Here is a 15165-nt window from a genome sequence, read left to right as displayed (position 1 = left end):
CGGCTGAAAGCTGTTTGACGATTCAATCAGCCACATTCCCATTCTGCGCATCTAGACGGGAAAGGAAGGATATTATGATGTTTTTTATCAGTAGTTTTCTGATTCTTTGGCTGGCTGCGGGATTTGCAGTGGGAATGAAACAACTGTATGTCGATCAGCTGTTTGATAAAGATGTGATCGAAAGGCTGGAAAAAGAGGCGGATGTTCATGGACGCGTTGACCGGTTTATCAAACACCGTGTCCTTTACATCGCAGCAGTGACATTAAGCGGGTTTATCGCTGTTTATCGTGAAGTGAAAACAATCCCGCAAAGGCGAAAAATAAGAAAAATTGAAAAAAACATCATGAAACTGAATAAAGCAAAGAAAAGAAGAATGAAAAGAAGGTAAAAACGCACAGGCCAAAGGGCAGGTGCGTTTTTCTGTTTGATATGGGAATTGGGAAAAAGGTGATGCCAACTTACTTTTCATAAATTCAGAAATGAGAAGAACAGCGCCCGGGCTAATGGTATATAATATTGTGAATTTAACAAAAATTTAACAAGGAGGATGAGAGAATTCGTGCTAAAGCCTCAAAGAAACCGACATCCTGTTTATTTGGACTTAGAGGCGGAGTAGATGAAACCGGCCAAAGTATCCCTGCTCCGCCGTTTGCTCCATTCCTTGAAGCATGTTGATTGTAACATAGCCAAATGTTTTCCATCAACTCTTAAAATTGTAAAAATATTGTTTATTTTTGTGGTGTTCACTCCGATTTCTTCAATATATGCTGAAGATGTATATCAGAATTTTGAGGAATTAAAAAACAATGAAGACCCTTCTGATTACGGCATTGTTACGAAGGAAACCGGCAGCCCTGTCCTTGTTTTAGCCATTCATGGAGGAGGTATTGAAGGCGGGACAAGTGAAATAGCGAGAGAGCTCAGCAAAGAGTACTCGATGTATTTATTTGAAGGCTTGAAATCGTCAGGAAACTCAGTGTTGCATATTACGAGCACGCATTTTGATGAGCCACGGGCCCTGAAGATGACGGGAAGTCATGAATATGTCATTTCATTGCACGGATATGCAGAAGAAGATCAGCAAATCGAAGTCGGCGGTACAGATCGCGTAAGAGCGGCAGATTTAGTTGAGAAACTAAAAAATGCAGGTTTTCCTGCTGTATTGCTCAGTACGGACCATCCGCATGCAGGCATAAGTCCGAATAACATTGCAAACAAATCAAAAACAGGCCTGAGCATCCAGCTAGAAATGAGCACAGGTTTTAGAAAATCTTTGTTCGGCATTTTTTCCTTAGAAAGCAGATCTGTTACCCAAAATGAGAGGTTTTATGATTTTACAGAAGTGGTATCCAGTTTTTTAAAAAGTAACTACTGAAAAATAGGAGGCGACAAGGCAGCCTCCTATTCCTCATGCTTCTCATTCGTAACGTCAGGAAACAGCTCATCTGCGGCTTCTGTTTGATATTGCAGAGTGTTATCCTTGGCTGCCAGTTCATTTCGAAAGGTTTCATCCAGCACATTTTCCAGCAAATACCGATGAAAAAAGTATTCAAAAACAGTAAGACAGGCAGCGGAAAGAAGAGCGGCTGCAAACGGTGGGAAATCGTTTCTTGTTTGAGTTAAAACAAAGACCCAAAGAATAACGAATGAAAGTCCAAAGTCAGCCAATGAAGCTGTAATATTGTTTGTTCTCGGAAGAACGATCATGTCACCGGAAAGGTATGACACAAAACCTAAGAAAAATGCAATAAACAGCACGCTTAAAAATGGCGCGTGATAGACTCTGTCCAAAATTACATATAAAAGGGCGAGAGTGAAAGCAATCTTTGAAGCAAGTGCAATGATATGTTTCATTTGACCACCTAAATTGTTATTTTTGAGGAAACTCCTAGCAAGTAAGGCCATGTTTGTTACAGTCATTATTTTGAACAAACCGATTTTGTTTACACTGGTATTTTTTTCTGGCTGTATGGAACTTTCTTGGAAAAAGAACGTACATATGGGATGATCAGCTTTCGAGGAGGAATGATTTGTGGAGATAAAAGGAATCAATCACTTGTTATATTCAGTTTCTCATCTGGATACATCGATTGAGTTTTATCAAAATGTGTTTGGTGCTAAGCTGCTGGTAAAGGGGAGAACAACAGCATATTTTGATTTAAATGGCATCTGGCTTGCACTAATGAAGAACCTGACATTCCGAGAAATGACATTAAGGCGTCTTATACCCATAATTGCTTTTACCATTGAAGAGTGGGAGTTTGAGGAAATGTCAACAAAATTAAAAAGGTTTCATGCCAATATTCTGCCGGCAGAGAACGAGATGAACGCGATCGAAAATCGATTTATTTTACCGACCCTGACGGCCACAAATTTGAATTTCATACCGGAACCCTTCAAGATAGGCTTCGTTATTATAAACAGGAAAAAACGCATATGGCATTTTATGATTAAAACAAACTCGAAATATCACACAGAACATATACATAAATCTCATGTATGGTAAAAATATGGTGAAGGGGGGATGTAGTGAAAATAAAAATCTTAACTTTATCGGCAGTTTTGATGTGTTTTTTTGGCGTTGGCAGTACCCATGTGACAGCTTTAGATTTTGAGCATAAAACAGACTTTATTTTAAATGACAGTACAAAATCTTTTGTTTTGGAAAATATTAGTGATGTTCCGGCAATCGACTATTTTTTAGGCTATCAGTTTACGATCTTGGGGACCAATACTTGCTCAGTTGAGATTAAACTTCAGCGGCTGGGGCTTACGGGGGATTATACTACGCTGAGCACGAAGCAATTCAGCGGCAGCTAGTTAGATTTTAGAGCTCAGGATAAGGTTTCTATTGACCCATTTCATCGATACCGTATATTTGCCGAAGAGCATTCAGAATACTGCACAAGTGTTCGAGTAAAGGGCAGTTATGGTATAGAATATTTTCATTTTGATTAAAGCTCACGACGATTAAGGAAGTGAGCTGTTTTTTAGTATGTGTTTAACTAACTAAACTATGTACTAAATTTTCATAAAATTCAATTGTCGCGCTCCTTAATTGAACATGAAGCCTTATCATTCCACGACCTCAGAAAATGAAACGTTTTTAAGAAGATAACGTCTAATGTTTTAAACAGACAACATTCATAAAAGTTTCCTAAAGGAAAGAAAATTTCTTGACTTCAACAATCTTTTGGTGGATAATTATGGTGTAAACATGATGTTCTTTTTCCTCCTATTCAGGCTCGCACCTAAAAGTCAGGTCGGGCCTGCTTTTTTTGAACAATAAACCCCCTCTCCATAAAGGAAAAGGGGGTTGTTTTATGCTTCTGATAGATCAATAGATTAATGGACGGTTCTGAACACGCCAATCACTTTCCCTAGAATGCTGACATTCTGCAAGATGATAGGTTCCATCGTTGGGTTTTCAGGCTGTAAGCGAATGTGAGTATCCTCTTTATAGAAACGTTTTACCGTAGCTTCATCATCTTCTGTCATCGCAACTACAATTTCCCCGTTGTTCGCTGTGTTTTGCTGTTTAACGATGACATAATCCTTATCGAGAATACCGGCGTCAATCATACTGTCTCCCATAATCTCCAGCATAAACACATGCTCGTCAGGGGGAACCATTCGGTCTGGAAGCGGAAAATATTCTTCAATGTTTTCAACTGCTGTAATAGGAGATCCCGCCGTGACTTTCCCGATGACCGGCACATTAACGACCTGGCTTTGCGGAATGTCTACTTCTTCATCAAGAATTTCTATAGCTCTTGGTTTTGTCGGATCCCGTCTGATCAGCCCTTTTGTTTCCAAACGGGCCAAGTGACCGTGGACAGTTGAACTGGAAGCAAGCCCGACAGCCTCTCCGATCTCTCTCACGGAAGGCGGATATCCTTTTGATTTAACCTCTGCTTTAATAAAACGGAGGATATCAAGTTGCCTTTTTGATAGCTTCGTCATTTTTTGCACCTCAAAACGTCGATTTTAAGAAGATTATAGCATGATTTTCCTTACAGTACAAACATAGGTTCGAAAAAACAATTGACAGAAACGTGTGTTCGTATATACTGAAATTATAAAAAGGCGAACGAACATTCCTGTTGGAGGTTATGATCATGAGTAAAGAATCTATTATTTTTGTCGGTCTGTTCACAGTGATTTTGAGCGCGGTTATCCTTTTGCTGTCATATACAAGCAGCGGCCAGGAGCTTAATCAGTATGTTAAAATAGAAGTTCAGCAAGGCGATACATTATGGTCAATTGCTGATCAGGTAGCAGATAAAAAAAAGATAAACAAAAGTGAATTTATTGAATGGGTAGCTGATAACAATCATCTTCAGACGTCTGATATCCAGCCGGGAGATGAATTGGTGATTCCGTTGAAAAAGAAGCATCAGGATGCATATGAATTGGCAACTGTAAGATAGAGAGGATAGATAGAAAAAATGAAAGCACTCATTTATGCCCGCGTAAGTACAAATAAAGAACAGCAGGAGACTTCATTAAAGCGGCAGGAGGAGGAGCTTACAGCGATTGCAGCCGAGAACGGCCTGGAAGTCGTCAAAGTGATTTCTGAAAAAGCCAGTGGATATGAAATGGATCGGGACGGTGTATTTGAGCTGCTTGATGAGATCAAGAATTCGGGTATTGATGTTATTTTGGTTCAGGATGAGACTAGGCTTGGACGGGGAAATGCAAAAATCGCACTGCTTCATTGTATCTACAGAGAAGGTGTAAAAGTCTATACAACAGCTCACAGAGGGGAACTGGAGTTATCGGAGGCTGACTCGATGGTGCTGGAGATCGTCAGCATTGTGGAAGAGTACCAGCGGAAAATTCACAACATGAAAATCAAGCGGGGAATGAAGCGTGCAGTAAAAAACGGGTTTAAACCGCAAAAAAACCTGAAAAACCAACATGAAAACAGCGGAAAAGAAAGAATAGAGGTACCAATCTCAGAGATCGTCCGCCTAAGAGCGAATAAACTGACGTTCGCAGAAATCGCGGCTACGCTAAGAGGGTTTGGCTATGATGTGTCTAAAGCGACCGTCCACCGGCGGTTTCAGGAATACATAGAGAATGAAGAGACAGCCGAGTGAATCAGTTGTAAAACTCTTTTTGATCTAGTACTATATAGACAAAATGCAATAAAGGAGTTTAACATGATTTCAAACGCAAAAATTGCAAGAATTAATGAACTTGCTGCCAAAGCCAAAGCTGGCGTTATTACAGAAGAAGAAAAAGCCGAACAGCAAAAGCTCCGTCAAGAGTACCTGAAAGGGTTTCGCTCTTCTATGAAAAACACTTTAAAAAGCGTGAAAATCATTGACCCAGAAGGCAATGATGTTACACCAGAAAAACTAAAAAGAGAACAAAGAAATAACAAACTTCACTAATATAAGAGGAATACGGAAATATCGTATTCCTCTTTTGTATATACTATAAGCAAAACTTTTATGTGACAAAATTCAACAAGTTTCTCTCAAATTTAAGCTGAAACAGTTGAGAAAAAGTCGTCAGACATTTATGATGTAAGGGTACAACACATAAGGAAGGGGATTTTTATGGATACAATTGAAAAGAAATCAGTTGCTACCATTCGCACACTGTCAATAGACGCTATTGAAAAAGCAAATTCTGGTCACCCAGGGATGCCAATGGGGACCGCTCCAATGGCATACACACTGTGGACAAAATTTATGAACGTAAGTCCGGCAAACCCTGGCTGGTTTAACCGTGACCGTTTTGTTTTATCTGCTGGACACGGATCAGCACTTTTATACAGCATGCTTCATTTAAGCGGGTTTGATCTTAGCATCGAAGATCTTAAGGGATTCCGCCAATGGGGCAGCAAAACACCTGGACACCCGGAATTTGGACATACTGCCGGTGTTGATGCAACAACAGGTCCGCTTGGCCAAGGAATTGCCATGGCGGTCGGAATGGCTATTGCTGAACGCCATTTAGCGGAAACTTACAACCGTGATTCATTTAACGTAGTCGATCATTATACATACAGTATTTGCGGTGATGGTGATTTAATGGAAGGTATTTCTTCTGAAGCCGCTTCACTCGCAGGCCATCTTCAGCTTGGCCGTCTGATCGTATTATACGATTCTAATGACATCTCTCTCGATGGAGATCTTGACCGTTCATTCTCTGAAAACGTGAAGCAGCGTTTTGAGGCCATGAATTGGGAAGTTCTTTATGTTGAGGACGGAAACAACATTGAAGAATTAACAGCGGCTATCGAAAAAGCACGCCAAAATGAAAAGAAACCTACATTAATTGAAGTGAAAACGACAATCGGTTTTGGTTCACCTAACCGTGCCGGCACATCCGGTGTTCACGGTGCGCCGCTTGGTAAAGAGGAAAGCAAGTTAACAAAAGAAGCTTACGCGTGGACGTATGAAGAGGATTTCTACGTTCCGTCAGAAGTATATGAGCATTTCGCTGCAGCGGTTAAAGAATCAGGCGAGAAAAAAGAACAGGAATGGAATGCCCAATTCGCTAAATATAAAGAAGTTTATCCTGAACTTGCTGAACAGCTTGAGCTGGCAATCAAAGGAGAGCTTCCGAAGGACTGGGATCAAGAGGTTCCTGTTTATGAAAAAGGAAGCAGCCTGGCATCCCGTGCATCTTCCGGTGAAGTTCTCAACGGACTAGCGAAAAAAATTCCTTTCTTTGTCGGAGGTTCTGCTGACCTAGCGGGATCAAACAAAACGACAATTAAAAATGCCGGTGATTTTACAGCGGTTGATTACTCAGGCAAAAACTTCTGGTTTGGTGTTCGTGAATTTGCGATGGGTGCAGCCTTAAATGGCATGGCGCTTCATGGCGGACTTCGTGTATTCGGCGGAACTTTCTTTGTCTTCTCTGATTACTTGCGTCCAGCGATTCGCCTTGCAGCATTAATGGGTCTTCCTGTCACATATGTCTTCACACATGACAGTATTGCGGTAGGTGAAGACGGCCCGACGCACGAGCCTGTTGAACAGCTTGCTTCACTCCGTGCGATGCCTAATCTTTCCTTGATCCGTCCTGCAGACGGCAATGAGACAGCGGCAGCATGGAAGCTTGCAGTGCAAAGCACTGATCAGCCAACAGCGCTGGTGTTGACACGCCAAAACCTTCCTACGATCGACCAAACAGCTGAAGAAGCGTTGGCGGGAGTAGAAAAAGGTGCATATGTCGTATCTAAATCTAAAAACGAAACACCTGACGCTCTTCTCATCGCTTCAGGCTCTGAAGTAGGTCTTGCGATTGAAGCGCAGGCTGAACTGGCAAAAGAGAATATCGATGTTTCTGTTGTCAGCATGCCTTCAATGGACCGTTTCGAGAAACAATCTGATGAATACAAAAACACTGTCCTCCCTGCAGATGTGAAAAAACGCCTTGCGATTGAAATGGGTGCATCATTTGGCTGGGGCAAATACACAGGGCTTGAAGGAGATGTGCTCGGCATAGACCGATTCGGTGCATCTGCTCCTGGCGAAACCATCATCAACGAATACGGCTTCTCAGTTCCAAACGTAGTGAATCGAGTTAAAGCATTACTAAATAAGTAAGTCTTTCAAAGAGGATGAGTCAAATCATCCTCTTTTTCTTGTTTATCCGACAAAAATAGTATTGGCTGTTTAACAGTAATAGACAATTCTTTCTTTTCTTCTTTTGTATAATAGAGAGCAAATGAAATGCTGCCGCAAAAGGGGATGAAAAGATGGAACGTCACTACTATACGTACCTGATAAAAGAGGAATTTGCCAATCACTATTTCGGGCGGGAATCGGTTATGTTTGAGCTGTTTCAAGACTATCATTGGACAAGTCTGACAAAGCAGCAGTATGAAATGACAGAGAAACAGATTCAATATATTACACAGCCAATCCCGATTTTACATATGCATCAGCGGTTAAAAATGAATTTAAACAATGCGGATTACAGGCAGCTGGATTATATTTATAGATTAGCTTTGCCGAAAGCCAAAGGCCATGCGACGTTTATGATGAAGGAGCACATGATAGAAATTGTAGCTTCGGGGGATTACGAGGCAGAAACGATTTTCTTTGAAGTGTTGAGAAAAGTAAGCCCTTGCTTTCTAGCAATGGATTTCAATTCGAAGCGTTATGGATGGCTAAATCCGGTGAAAGAAAGAAATTTTGTCTAAAACCGAAGAAAAAGAGATGTAAATGTTGTATAATAGCTTTTGGTTTAGTACACTTTAAACTAGACAACATGAAGGAGGAAATAAAATGACTTTATGGGTTGGCATCCTAGTGGGCGTTGTTGCATTGCTCATAGGTGTTGCACTCGGGTTTTTTATTGCTCGTAAATATATGATGAGCTACCTTAAAAAGAATCCGCCTATTAATGAACAAATGTTACGCATGATGATGATGCAAATGGGAATGAAACCTTCTCAAAAGAAAATCAATCAAATGATGAAAGCCATGAATAATCAAACGAAATAATACGTAAAGATTATGATATAGAGAAACATGGTTATAAAATAAAAAACCCTTATACGGGTTTTTTATTTTGCAATCAATCATCACCCGCTACTGCTCGAAGGCGCTGCTTTTGATATTGTATGAGAAGATGGTCAAGCTCCTGACTGAGCTCTATCGTAATATGAGATGTCATTCCGTTCGCCATGACAATTTGCAGCAGCTCTGCTCTTTTTTTTTCGATTTCATTTAATAGATGCTCTCTAATCACAGGGATGTATCCTTTCATACATTAGATCTTCAAAGTGAATGTTTATATTATATCCATATTTATACTAATTTTCAAATGAGAAGGAGTACAATATCTCAATGTCAAATTAAATTATATAAGTTTTTTCTAAAAATAGAAATCCTTCAAGTGAAAGTGTTAAAAAAATGAAATGATTTTGTCATAACTTGAAGGAATGTCAAATCATGAAGGGATGATGACATGGGAGACGTGAATTATTTTTTGACATTTGGAGCGGGATTCCTATCCTTTATTTCACCTTGCTGCCTGCCGCTTTACCCAGCTTTCTTGTCTTATATTACAGGGGTCAGCATGGATGATGTGAAAACAGAAAAACTGCTGCTGCAGAAAAGAAGCTTGTTTCATACTTTGTGTTTTTTGCTTGGCTTTTCAGTCATTTTTATCGCTTTAGGCTATGGAACATCTTTTATTGGCAGCCTGTTTAGGGATTATCACGATGCGATTCGGCAAATTGGCGCGTTGCTTATTATTTTGTTCGGTTTCATTACGCTTGGCGTGTTCCGGCCAGAGGCGATCATGAAAGAACGCAGAATCCATTTTAAGCACAAACCAAGCGGGTTTTTAGGTTCCGTCTTAATCGGAATGGCATTTGCGGCGGGATGGACGCCCTGTACCGGTCCGATATTAGCGGCTGTTATCACACTTGCAAGCACAAATCCAGGCTCAGCGGTGCCGTACATGATGTTATATGTACTCGGTTTTGCTGTTCCGTTTCTTTTATTGTCTTTTTTTATCACAAAGCTGAAGTGGATAAGAAAGAACCAGCTTTTAATCATGAAAGCAGGCGGCGTTTTGATGATTGTGATTGGTGTGCTGTTATTCTTTGATTGGATGAGCCTGATTATTATTTTGCTGTCTGATCTGTTTGGAGGATTTACTGGTTTTTGACGGTAAATTACTTTCGCACTACTACTAATCCTTTTGTTTTTGGTACAATAAGACTATTATCTGTGGAAATCGATTTTTGGAGGGGAATATGACAAGAGTTTTAGTTGTAGACGACGCCAAGTTCATGAGAGTGAAAATCAGAGAGATCTTGGAAGAGGCAAATTATATAATCGCAGGCGAAGCGGCGGACGGTGAGCAAGCAGCGGACCTGTATAAAAAACTGCGGCCGGACATCGTGACAATGGATATTACAATGCCAGTGAAAAACGGTATTAAGGCTCTTCGTGATATCTTAACCTTTGATCCTAAGGCGAAGGTCATCATGTGCACTGCCATGCGCCAGCAAAGAATTGTATCTGAAGCGATTGAGCTGGGAGCAAAGGACTTTATTGTTAAGCCGTTCGAGGAAACAAAGGTGTTAGAAGCTGTTAGCCGTGTTATGGGACATTAAAGTCATTTCTTTTCAAAATGGTTTTTTTTATTGTTTTGGAGTATAGTATATAGTATCAACACTCCGAGAAACAAAGGAATGATAAGTATGATGATTATAGTTTCATCGATTATTGCTGTGTTAATGGCTGTAGCTGTAATGGTGGTCAGAATTAAGTCCTCTGACAAGCCCGTTTCACCGAAAAAAATCATTCTTCCGCCGATTTTTATGAGTACGGGAGCGTTAATGTTTTTATTTCCGGTATTTTGGGTAACTGGTGCAGAGTTTTTAGAAGCGATCACTTTAGGCGTGATTTTCTCTATTTTTCTCATCAAAACTTCTAAGTTTGAAATTAAAAATAATGAAATTTATATGAAACGCTCTAAAGCATTTGTATTTATATTAGTCGGTCTTTTAGTGATCAGAATCGTGATGAAATCGATCTTAAGCACATCGATTGACTACGGCGCACTGAGCGGAATGTTTTGGATTCTGGCTTTCGGTATGATTGTGCCGTGGAGAATCGCCATGTATCTATCATACCGAAAACTTCATAACGAGCTGCAGTCAGCTAATATTCAAATGAATTAAAAAACCTTTCCTCCTGTCAGGAAAGGTTTTTTATTTAAGAAGGGCCTGATAAGGTTCGAGATCGATTTTTTTGTCTCGCAGATGCCTTTTTAAGAAGGTATGGTCTCTTTTAGGAGTTGCGAGAATATACCCTCTGATCATCAGTTGCTGATCAATCTTTGATACCTTTTCTTTTAATGCAAGCTCACCGATTTTACCTGCGATTTTGGCTTTTGCTGCATCTCTGAACAGCTCCGGAACCGGAGATACCAATTCATTCAGAAATTGTTTGTTTTCATCGCTCCACAAGTGCCTGCTATTTTTGATATAGTAATCCTGCCAATCAAGCTCTGACCTGCCGTCTTCTTTTGGTAAACGCTTTAGAAACTTTCGAAACATAAAAAAACCGCCGATTGATAATAAGACAACCATCATGATCACCCAAAACAGAATAAACCACAAAAACCAGCCTTCCAGCATCAATCATTCCCCCTTATTCTAACCATATTGTATACGAAGAGAGATTAGAAGAACACAGTAAAAAAAGAATAGAAAAAAGTGATAGACGTCTAGTCAAAAGAGATAGTAGATCATATTCTATTGTATAGTGAATCTGCTATTTGGCCATGGGAGAGTCACTAGAGGGTATTTGACGATAAATGGACGGAAAAAAGTCACTTTCATAATAGGGGATGAAAGTGACTTTTTATGTTAGCTGAGAGGAAATTGAAGAGAAAAAGAAGAACCATCTTCTGTTTCTTTATTGACGGCAACTGTGAGTATTTGATTTTCACATTCGGTTTGAATGGTTTTGTCATTTAAATAAAAAGGAAGCATCATTTGTTTTTCAAAAGTCTGTCCTGACGACTTGACCGTTAAGATGAAATCGCATCCAGACAGGGTAACCGTTACTTGTGTCGGCTTTAAAAAAGTCAGATCCGCTTCAATAATATACTGCTGACTTGTTTCATATAAATCAATAGGCAATGTTTCGTCGTACCAGGCGAAGGGGTCTTCAAAAAATTGCCGAAGCCATTCATCCATACCATCGAAATCATTAGCATCATTACGTTTTGAATGGGTCATGGAAGCATTCCTCCACATATCAACCTTGCTTTACATCATATGCGGAGGATCGGAAATGGGTGAACGCATAAAAAAACAGACACTGAGGTCTGCTTTTCTTACATATCATGGCTTGAGTTGTGCTTCTGTCTTGTGTGGTTTCGGTTCTTCACTTTTTTGCTTCCGCTGAGAGGCTCCGGCTGACCCGGATTGTGCCCTTTAGGGGCGTTTTTATGCATATCTTTACTTGTATTTTTATTGGTCATAAAATAGAACCTCCTTAAAAGAGTCCGGTGTTATTGATTGGTTTTTCTTTTTTTATTATTTTGGCGTTCAGCTTCAGTCAGTACAAGCTGGTCGTTTTCGACGTAGCCTGCGCCTTTGCCTTGGCTTTTCGCGTCATTCATTCCGTTAATTACGTGATTCGCTTTTCTTTTGACCATCATTATCACCTCAATCATAATATGGCTCCTTTTGTTGCGTTATATGAGAGAGCATAAACAGTAATAATTACCGGTACATTTGTCCGATAAGCCGAACTTATTGTATTTAATAAAAACATTGATATTTACTTATGTATGATTTTGTTTTAATATGAAATTGTGAGAAAATTGTGATGGAATTTACGTTCATCTGAGAATGATCTGATCTGAAGGGGGATTTTGGAGAATGGCAAACGAGCAAAAAACTGCAGCAAAAGACGTTTTCCAAGCGAGAAAAACGTTTACTACAAATGGGAAAACATATCATTACTACTCTTTAAAAGCGTTAGAAGATTCAGGTATCGGGAAGGTTTCGAAGCTTCCTTATTCCATCAAAGTTCTTTTAGAATCAGTATTACGTCAAGTTGACGGATTCGTCATCAAAAAAGAACACGTGGAAAATTTGGCAAAATGGGGAACTGCCGAATTAAAGGAAATCGACGTTCCGTTCAAACCGTCTCGTGTTATTTTACAAGACTTCACAGGGGTTCCGGCAGTAGTAGACCTTGCTTCACTGCGTAAAGCGATGGCAGCTGTCGGCGGAGATCCAGATAAAATTAACCCTGAAATTCCTGTTGATCTCGTTATCGACCACTCTGTACAGGTTGATAAAGCGGGAACAGAAGATGCGTTAGCTATTAATATGGACTTGGAATTCGAAAGAAATGCAGAGCGCTACAAATTTTTAAGCTGGGCAAAGAAAGCGTTTAATAACTATCAGGCAGTGCCGCCTGCAACAGGTATCGTGCACCAGGTAAACCTAGAGTTCCTGGCTAGTGTCGTCCATGCCATTGAAGAAGACGGCGAGCTTTTAACATATCCTGATACGCTTGTCGGAACAGACTCACATACTACAATGATTAACGGTATCGGCGTTCTCGGCTGGGGTGTCGGCGGAATTGAAGCTGAAGCGGGAATGCTTGGACAGCCTTCTTACTTCCCAGTTCCTGAGGTAATCGGCGCGAAACTTGTCGGCAAGCTTCCAAACGGAACAACAGCTACTGACTTGGCGTTAAAAGTGACACAGGTGCTGCGTCAAAAAGGCGTTGTCGGCAAGTTTGTTGAATTCTTCGGACCGGGAATTGCTGAACTGCCGCTTGCGGATCGTGCAACAATTGCGAACATGGCTCCGGAATACGGCGCTACATGCGGTTTCTTCCCAGTAGATGAAGAAGCGCTCAACTACTTGCGTCTGACAGGCCGTGATCCTGAACATATTGATGTTGTTGAAGCATACTGCAGAAGCAATGGCTTGTTCTATACTCCTGATGCTGAAGACCCTCAATTTACTGATGTGGTTGAAATTGACCTGTCGCAAATTGAAGCAAACTTATCAGGTCCAAAACGCCCTCAGGATTTAATCCCGCTTTCTGCTATGCAGGAAACATTTAAAAAGCATTTAGTCAGCCCTGCTGGTAACCAAGGTTTCGGTTTAAATGCTGAAGAAGAAGATAAAGAAATTAAGTTTAAACTCCTTAATGGCGAAGAAACAGTTATGAAAACGGGTGCAATCGCCATTGCGGCGATTACAAGCTGTACGAATACATCAAACCCGTACGTTCTGATCGGCGCCGGACTCGTAGCGAAAAAAGCGGTTGAATTAGGGCTTAAGGTGCCTAATTACGTGAAAACGTCACTTGCACCAGGTTCTAAAGTCGTTACAGGATATCTTGTGAATTCAGGCCTTCTTCCATACATGAAAGAGCTTGGTTTTAACCTCGTTGGGTACGGATGTACAACATGTATCGGAAACTCAGGTCCGCTTTCACCAGAAATTGAAGAAGCAGTTGCGAAAAATGATCTTCTGATTACGTCTGTCCTTTCCGGAAACCGTAACTTTGAAGGGCGTATTCACCCGCTTGTTAAAGGCAACTATCTTGCTTCACCGCCGCTTGTTGTGGCATATGCGCTGGCTGGAACGGTAAACATTAACCTGAAAACCGATCCGATCGGTGTGGGCAAAGATGGTCAAAACGTATACTTTAACGACATTTGGCCGTCAATGGACGAAATTAATTCACTTGTTAAGCAAACTGTTACGCCTGAGCTCTTCCGCAAAGAGTATGAAACGGTATTTGACGATAACAAGCGCTGGAACGAGATTGAAACAACAGATGAAGCATTATATAAATGGGATAGTGAGTCAACTTACATTCAGAACCCGCCATTCTTCGAAGAAATGTCTGTTGAACCAGGAAAGGTTGAGCCATTAAAAGGCCTGCGTGTTGTCGGTAAATTCGGCGATTCAGTCACAACTGACCATATTTCTCCTGCAGGGGCAATCGGAAAAGACACGCCTGCCGGTAAGTACTTGCAAGAGAAAGGTGTTTCTCCTCGTGACTTTAACTCCTACGGTTCCCGCCGCGGTAACCATGAAGTCATGATGAGAGGAACATTTGCAAACATCCGCATCAAAAACCAAATTGCGCCGGGTACAGAAGGTGGATTTACAACGTACTGGCCGACTGGTGAAGTAACATCGATCTATGATGCGTGTATGAGATACAAAGAAGATAAAACCGGTCTTGTCGTATTAGCTGGAAAAGACTATGGTATGGGTTCTTCACGTGACTGGGCTGCAAAAGGAACAAACCTTCTTGGCATCAGAACGGTAATTGCTGAGAGCTTTGAAAGAATTCACAGAAGCAACCTTGTATTCATGGGTGTGCTGCCGCTTCAATTTAAACAAGGTGAAAATGCGGAAACACTCGGCTTAACTGGTAAAGAAGTCATCGAGGTAGATGTTGATGAAAGCGTACGCCCTCGTGATATCGTTACAGTAAGAGCAATTGATGAAGACGGAAATGTAAAAACATTTGAAGCACTTGTCCGCTTTGATAGTGAAGTTGAAATTGATTACTACCGCCATGGCGGTATCCTGCAAATGGTGCTTCGCGATAAAATGAAGCAATCCTGATGAATCAATAGGAAGAGAAGGCATTAAGCTTTCTCTTCTTTTTATGACAAAG

20 protein-coding genes and 2 pseudogenes are annotated in these 15165 nt (G+C 40.7%); 15 read left to right on the top strand and 7 right to left on the bottom strand.

From position 1 onward, the window contains the following. The first annotated feature begins 74 nt into the window (after positions 1 to 74). Both BSI_RS12450 and pghL read left to right on the top strand, forming a co-directional pair. On the top strand, positions 75 to 389 hold the full coding sequence (locus tag BSI_RS12450; RefSeq protein WP_003238215.1) for a hypothetical protein: 315 nt from the start codon (positions 75 to 77) through the stop codon (positions 387 to 389). A 228-nt stretch (positions 390 to 617) separates the two neighbouring features. Further along, positions 618 to 1376 (top strand): gamma-polyglutamate hydrolase PghL, encoded by a 759-nt coding sequence (gene pghL, locus BSI_RS12455; protein WP_003238214.1) that lies wholly within the window; start codon positions 618 to 620, stop codon positions 1374 to 1376. 26 nt (positions 1377 to 1402) lie between these two features. Here pghL and BSI_RS12460 read toward each other — a convergent pair whose 3' ends face one another. Next, on the bottom strand, positions 1403 to 1855 hold the full coding sequence (locus BSI_RS12460) for a YndM family protein (RefSeq protein WP_003238213.1): 453 nt from the start codon (positions 1853 to 1855) through the stop codon (positions 1403 to 1405). Positions 1856 to 2033: 178 nt separating this feature from the next. On the opposite strand from BSI_RS12460, the pseudogene BSI_RS23235 reads away from it, so the two are divergent. From BSI_RS23235 to BSI_RS0120995, 3 genes and pseudogenes are all read left to right on the top strand, one after another. Continuing rightward, positions 2034 to 2195: pseudogene (locus BSI_RS23235) on the top strand (VOC family protein); the annotation flags it as partial. A gap of 129 nt (positions 2196 to 2324) precedes the next feature. After that, positions 2325 to 2456, top strand: a pseudogene (locus BSI_RS23230) (hypothetical protein); the annotation flags it as partial. 74 nt (positions 2457 to 2530) lie between these two features. After that, a complete protein-coding gene (locus BSI_RS0120995) occupies positions 2531 to 2821 on the top strand; it encodes a hypothetical protein (protein ID WP_003238211.1) in 291 nt (96 codons plus the stop codon). 525 nt (positions 2822 to 3346) lie between these two features. Here BSI_RS0120995 and lexA read toward each other — a convergent pair. Then, positions 3347 to 3964: a transcriptional repressor LexA gene (gene lexA / locus BSI_RS12470; RefSeq protein WP_003238209.1), complete on the bottom strand. Its 618-nt coding sequence runs from the start codon at positions 3962 to 3964 to the stop codon at positions 3347 to 3349. A gap of 149 nt (positions 3965 to 4113) precedes the next feature. On the opposite strand from lexA, the gene yneA reads away from it, so the two are divergent. The 6 genes from yneA (at position 4114) to BSI_RS12500 (ending at position 8475) form a co-directional block, all read left to right on the top strand. Next, positions 4114 to 4431, top strand: a complete 318-nt coding sequence (gene yneA, locus BSI_RS12475; protein WP_080010814.1) for a cell division suppressor protein YneA — start codon at positions 4114 to 4116, stop codon at positions 4429 to 4431. An 18-nt stretch (positions 4432 to 4449) separates the two neighbouring features. Beyond that, complete coding sequence (locus BSI_RS12480; RefSeq protein WP_003238203.1) at positions 4450 to 5103, top strand: YneB family resolvase-like protein; 654 nt, start codon at positions 4450 to 4452, stop codon at positions 5101 to 5103. A gap of 63 nt (positions 5104 to 5166) precedes the next feature. Then, positions 5167 to 5400, top strand: a complete 234-nt coding sequence (locus BSI_RS12485) for a DUF896 domain-containing protein (protein WP_003231595.1) — start codon at positions 5167 to 5169, stop codon at positions 5398 to 5400. A gap of 168 nt (positions 5401 to 5568) precedes the next feature. Beyond that, complete coding sequence (gene tkt, locus BSI_RS12490; protein ID WP_003238201.1) at positions 5569 to 7572, top strand: transketolase; 2004 nt, start codon at positions 5569 to 5571, stop codon at positions 7570 to 7572. A gap of 152 nt (positions 7573 to 7724) precedes the next feature. After that, positions 7725 to 8171 carry a sporulation inhibitor of replication protein SirA gene (sirA, locus tag BSI_RS12495; protein ID WP_003238200.1) on the top strand — a complete coding sequence of 149 codons (447 nt, stop codon included), beginning with the start codon at positions 7725 to 7727 and terminating at the stop codon, positions 8169 to 8171. A gap of 85 nt (positions 8172 to 8256) precedes the next feature. After that, positions 8257 to 8475, top strand: a complete 219-nt coding sequence (locus BSI_RS12500; protein ID WP_003221221.1) for a YneF family protein — start codon at positions 8257 to 8259, stop codon at positions 8473 to 8475. A 73-nt stretch (positions 8476 to 8548) separates the two neighbouring features. Here the strand turns inward: BSI_RS12500 and ynzD are convergent, their stop codons facing one another. After that, complete coding sequence (ynzD, locus tag BSI_RS12505; protein WP_003238195.1) at positions 8549 to 8722, bottom strand: aspartyl-phosphate phosphatase YnzD; 174 nt, start codon at positions 8720 to 8722, stop codon at positions 8549 to 8551. Between the two features lie 219 nt (positions 8723 to 8941). On the opposite strand from ynzD, the gene ccdA reads away from it, so the two are divergent. The 3 genes from ccdA to BSI_RS12520 all read left to right on the top strand — a co-directional run bounded on the left by ccdA (position 8942) and on the right by BSI_RS12520 (position 10670). Further along, positions 8942 to 9649, top strand: a complete 708-nt coding sequence (gene ccdA, locus BSI_RS12510) for a cytochrome c-type biogenesis protein CcdA (protein WP_003238193.1) — start codon at positions 8942 to 8944, stop codon at positions 9647 to 9649. A gap of 88 nt (positions 9650 to 9737) precedes the next feature. Next, positions 9738 to 10100: a response regulator gene (locus BSI_RS12515; protein WP_003238192.1), complete on the top strand. Its 363-nt coding sequence runs from the start codon at positions 9738 to 9740 to the stop codon at positions 10098 to 10100. Positions 10101 to 10178: 78 nt separating this feature from the next. Beyond that, a complete protein-coding gene (locus tag BSI_RS12520) occupies positions 10179 to 10670 on the top strand; it encodes a CcdC family protein (protein ID WP_080010815.1) in 492 nt (163 codons plus the stop codon). Between the two features lie 30 nt (positions 10671 to 10700). On the opposite strand, the gene yneK is transcribed toward BSI_RS12520, so the two are convergent. From yneK to sspO, 4 genes are all read right to left on the bottom strand, one after another. Next, positions 10701 to 11129 carry a DynA interaction protein YneK gene (gene yneK, locus BSI_RS12525; protein ID WP_003238189.1) on the bottom strand — a complete coding sequence of 143 codons (429 nt, stop codon included), beginning with the start codon at positions 11127 to 11129 and terminating at the stop codon, positions 10701 to 10703. Between the two features lie 231 nt (positions 11130 to 11360). Continuing rightward, positions 11361 to 11753 carry an outer spore coat protein CotM gene (gene cotM / locus BSI_RS12530; RefSeq protein ID WP_080010816.1) on the bottom strand — a complete coding sequence of 131 codons (393 nt, stop codon included), beginning with the start codon at positions 11751 to 11753 and terminating at the stop codon, positions 11361 to 11363. 80 nt (positions 11754 to 11833) lie between these two features. Next, positions 11834 to 11980 carry a small acid-soluble spore protein P gene (locus BSI_RS12535; protein ID WP_003221237.1) on the bottom strand — a complete coding sequence of 49 codons (147 nt, stop codon included), beginning with the start codon at positions 11978 to 11980 and terminating at the stop codon, positions 11834 to 11836. Between the two features lie 30 nt (positions 11981 to 12010). Then, positions 12011 to 12157 (bottom strand): small acid-soluble spore protein SspO, encoded by a 147-nt coding sequence (gene sspO, locus BSI_RS12540; protein WP_003221239.1) that lies wholly within the window; start codon positions 12155 to 12157, stop codon positions 12011 to 12013. A gap of 226 nt (positions 12158 to 12383) precedes the next feature. On the opposite strand from sspO, the gene acnA reads away from it, so the two are divergent. Beyond that, positions 12384 to 15113, top strand: coding sequence for an aconitate hydratase AcnA (acnA, locus tag BSI_RS12545; protein ID WP_003238186.1), 2730 nt, complete (start codon positions 12384 to 12386; stop codon positions 15111 to 15113). Positions 15114 to 15165: the final 52 nt, after the last annotated feature.

Origin of the sequence: Bacillus inaquosorum KCTC 13429 (assembly GCF_000332645.1) — a bacterium.
In the GTDB taxonomy this organism is placed as follows: Bacteria; Bacillota; Bacilli; order Bacillales; family Bacillaceae; genus Bacillus; species Bacillus inaquosorum.
The sequence above is the reverse complement of the archived record's forward strand: the minus strand, read 5'-3'. Positions and strand labels throughout refer to the sequence as shown.

Bases quoted from the DNA above. Each gene is read 5' to 3' on its own strand.
- sspO (WP_003221239.1), bottom strand. From the start codon at position 12,157: ATGGTCAAAAGAAAAGCGAATCACGTAATTAACGGAATGAATGACGCG.
- cotM (WP_080010816.1), bottom strand. From the start codon at position 11,753: ATGTGGAGGAATGCTTCCATGACCCATTCAAAACGTAATGATGCTAAT.
- yneK (WP_003238189.1), bottom strand. From the start codon at position 11,129: ATGCTGGAAGGCTGGTTTTTGTGGTTTATTCTGTTTTGGGTGATCATG.
- BSI_RS12515 (WP_003238192.1), top strand. From the start codon at position 9,738: ATGACAAGAGTTTTAGTTGTAGACGACGCCAAGTTCATGAGAGTGAAA.
- BSI_RS12485 (WP_003231595.1), top strand. From the start codon at position 5,167: ATGATTTCAAACGCAAAAATTGCAAGAATTAATGAACTTGCTGCCAAA.
- ccdA (WP_003238193.1), top strand. From the start codon at position 8,942: ATGGGAGACGTGAATTATTTTTTGACATTTGGAGCGGGATTCCTATCC.
- BSI_RS12520 (WP_080010815.1), top strand. From the start codon at position 10,179: ATGATAAGTATGATGATTATAGTTTCATCGATTATTGCTGTGTTAATG.
- BSI_RS12460 (WP_003238213.1), bottom strand. From the start codon at position 1,855: ATGAAACATATCATTGCACTTGCTTCAAAGATTGCTTTCACTCTCGCC.
- BSI_RS12535 (WP_003221237.1), bottom strand. From the start codon at position 11,980: ATGACCAATAAAAATACAAGTAAAGATATGCATAAAAACGCCCCTAAA.
- pghL (WP_003238214.1), top strand. From the start codon at position 618: ATGAAACCGGCCAAAGTATCCCTGCTCCGCCGTTTGCTCCATTCCTTG.
- yneA (WP_080010814.1), top strand. From the start codon at position 4,114: ATGATCATGAGTAAAGAATCTATTATTTTTGTCGGTCTGTTCACAGTG.
- BSI_RS12500 (WP_003221221.1), top strand. From the start codon at position 8,257: ATGACTTTATGGGTTGGCATCCTAGTGGGCGTTGTTGCATTGCTCATA.
- lexA (WP_003238209.1), bottom strand. From the start codon at position 3,964: ATGACGAAGCTATCAAAAAGGCAACTTGATATCCTCCGTTTTATTAAA.
- acnA (WP_003238186.1), top strand. From the start codon at position 12,384: ATGGCAAACGAGCAAAAAACTGCAGCAAAAGACGTTTTCCAAGCGAGA.
- BSI_RS12450 (WP_003238215.1), top strand. From the start codon at position 75: ATGATGTTTTTTATCAGTAGTTTTCTGATTCTTTGGCTGGCTGCGGGA.
- tkt (WP_003238201.1), top strand. From the start codon at position 5,569: ATGGATACAATTGAAAAGAAATCAGTTGCTACCATTCGCACACTGTCA.
- BSI_RS12480 (WP_003238203.1), top strand. From the start codon at position 4,450: ATGAAAGCACTCATTTATGCCCGCGTAAGTACAAATAAAGAACAGCAG.
- sirA (WP_003238200.1), top strand. From the start codon at position 7,725: ATGGAACGTCACTACTATACGTACCTGATAAAAGAGGAATTTGCCAAT.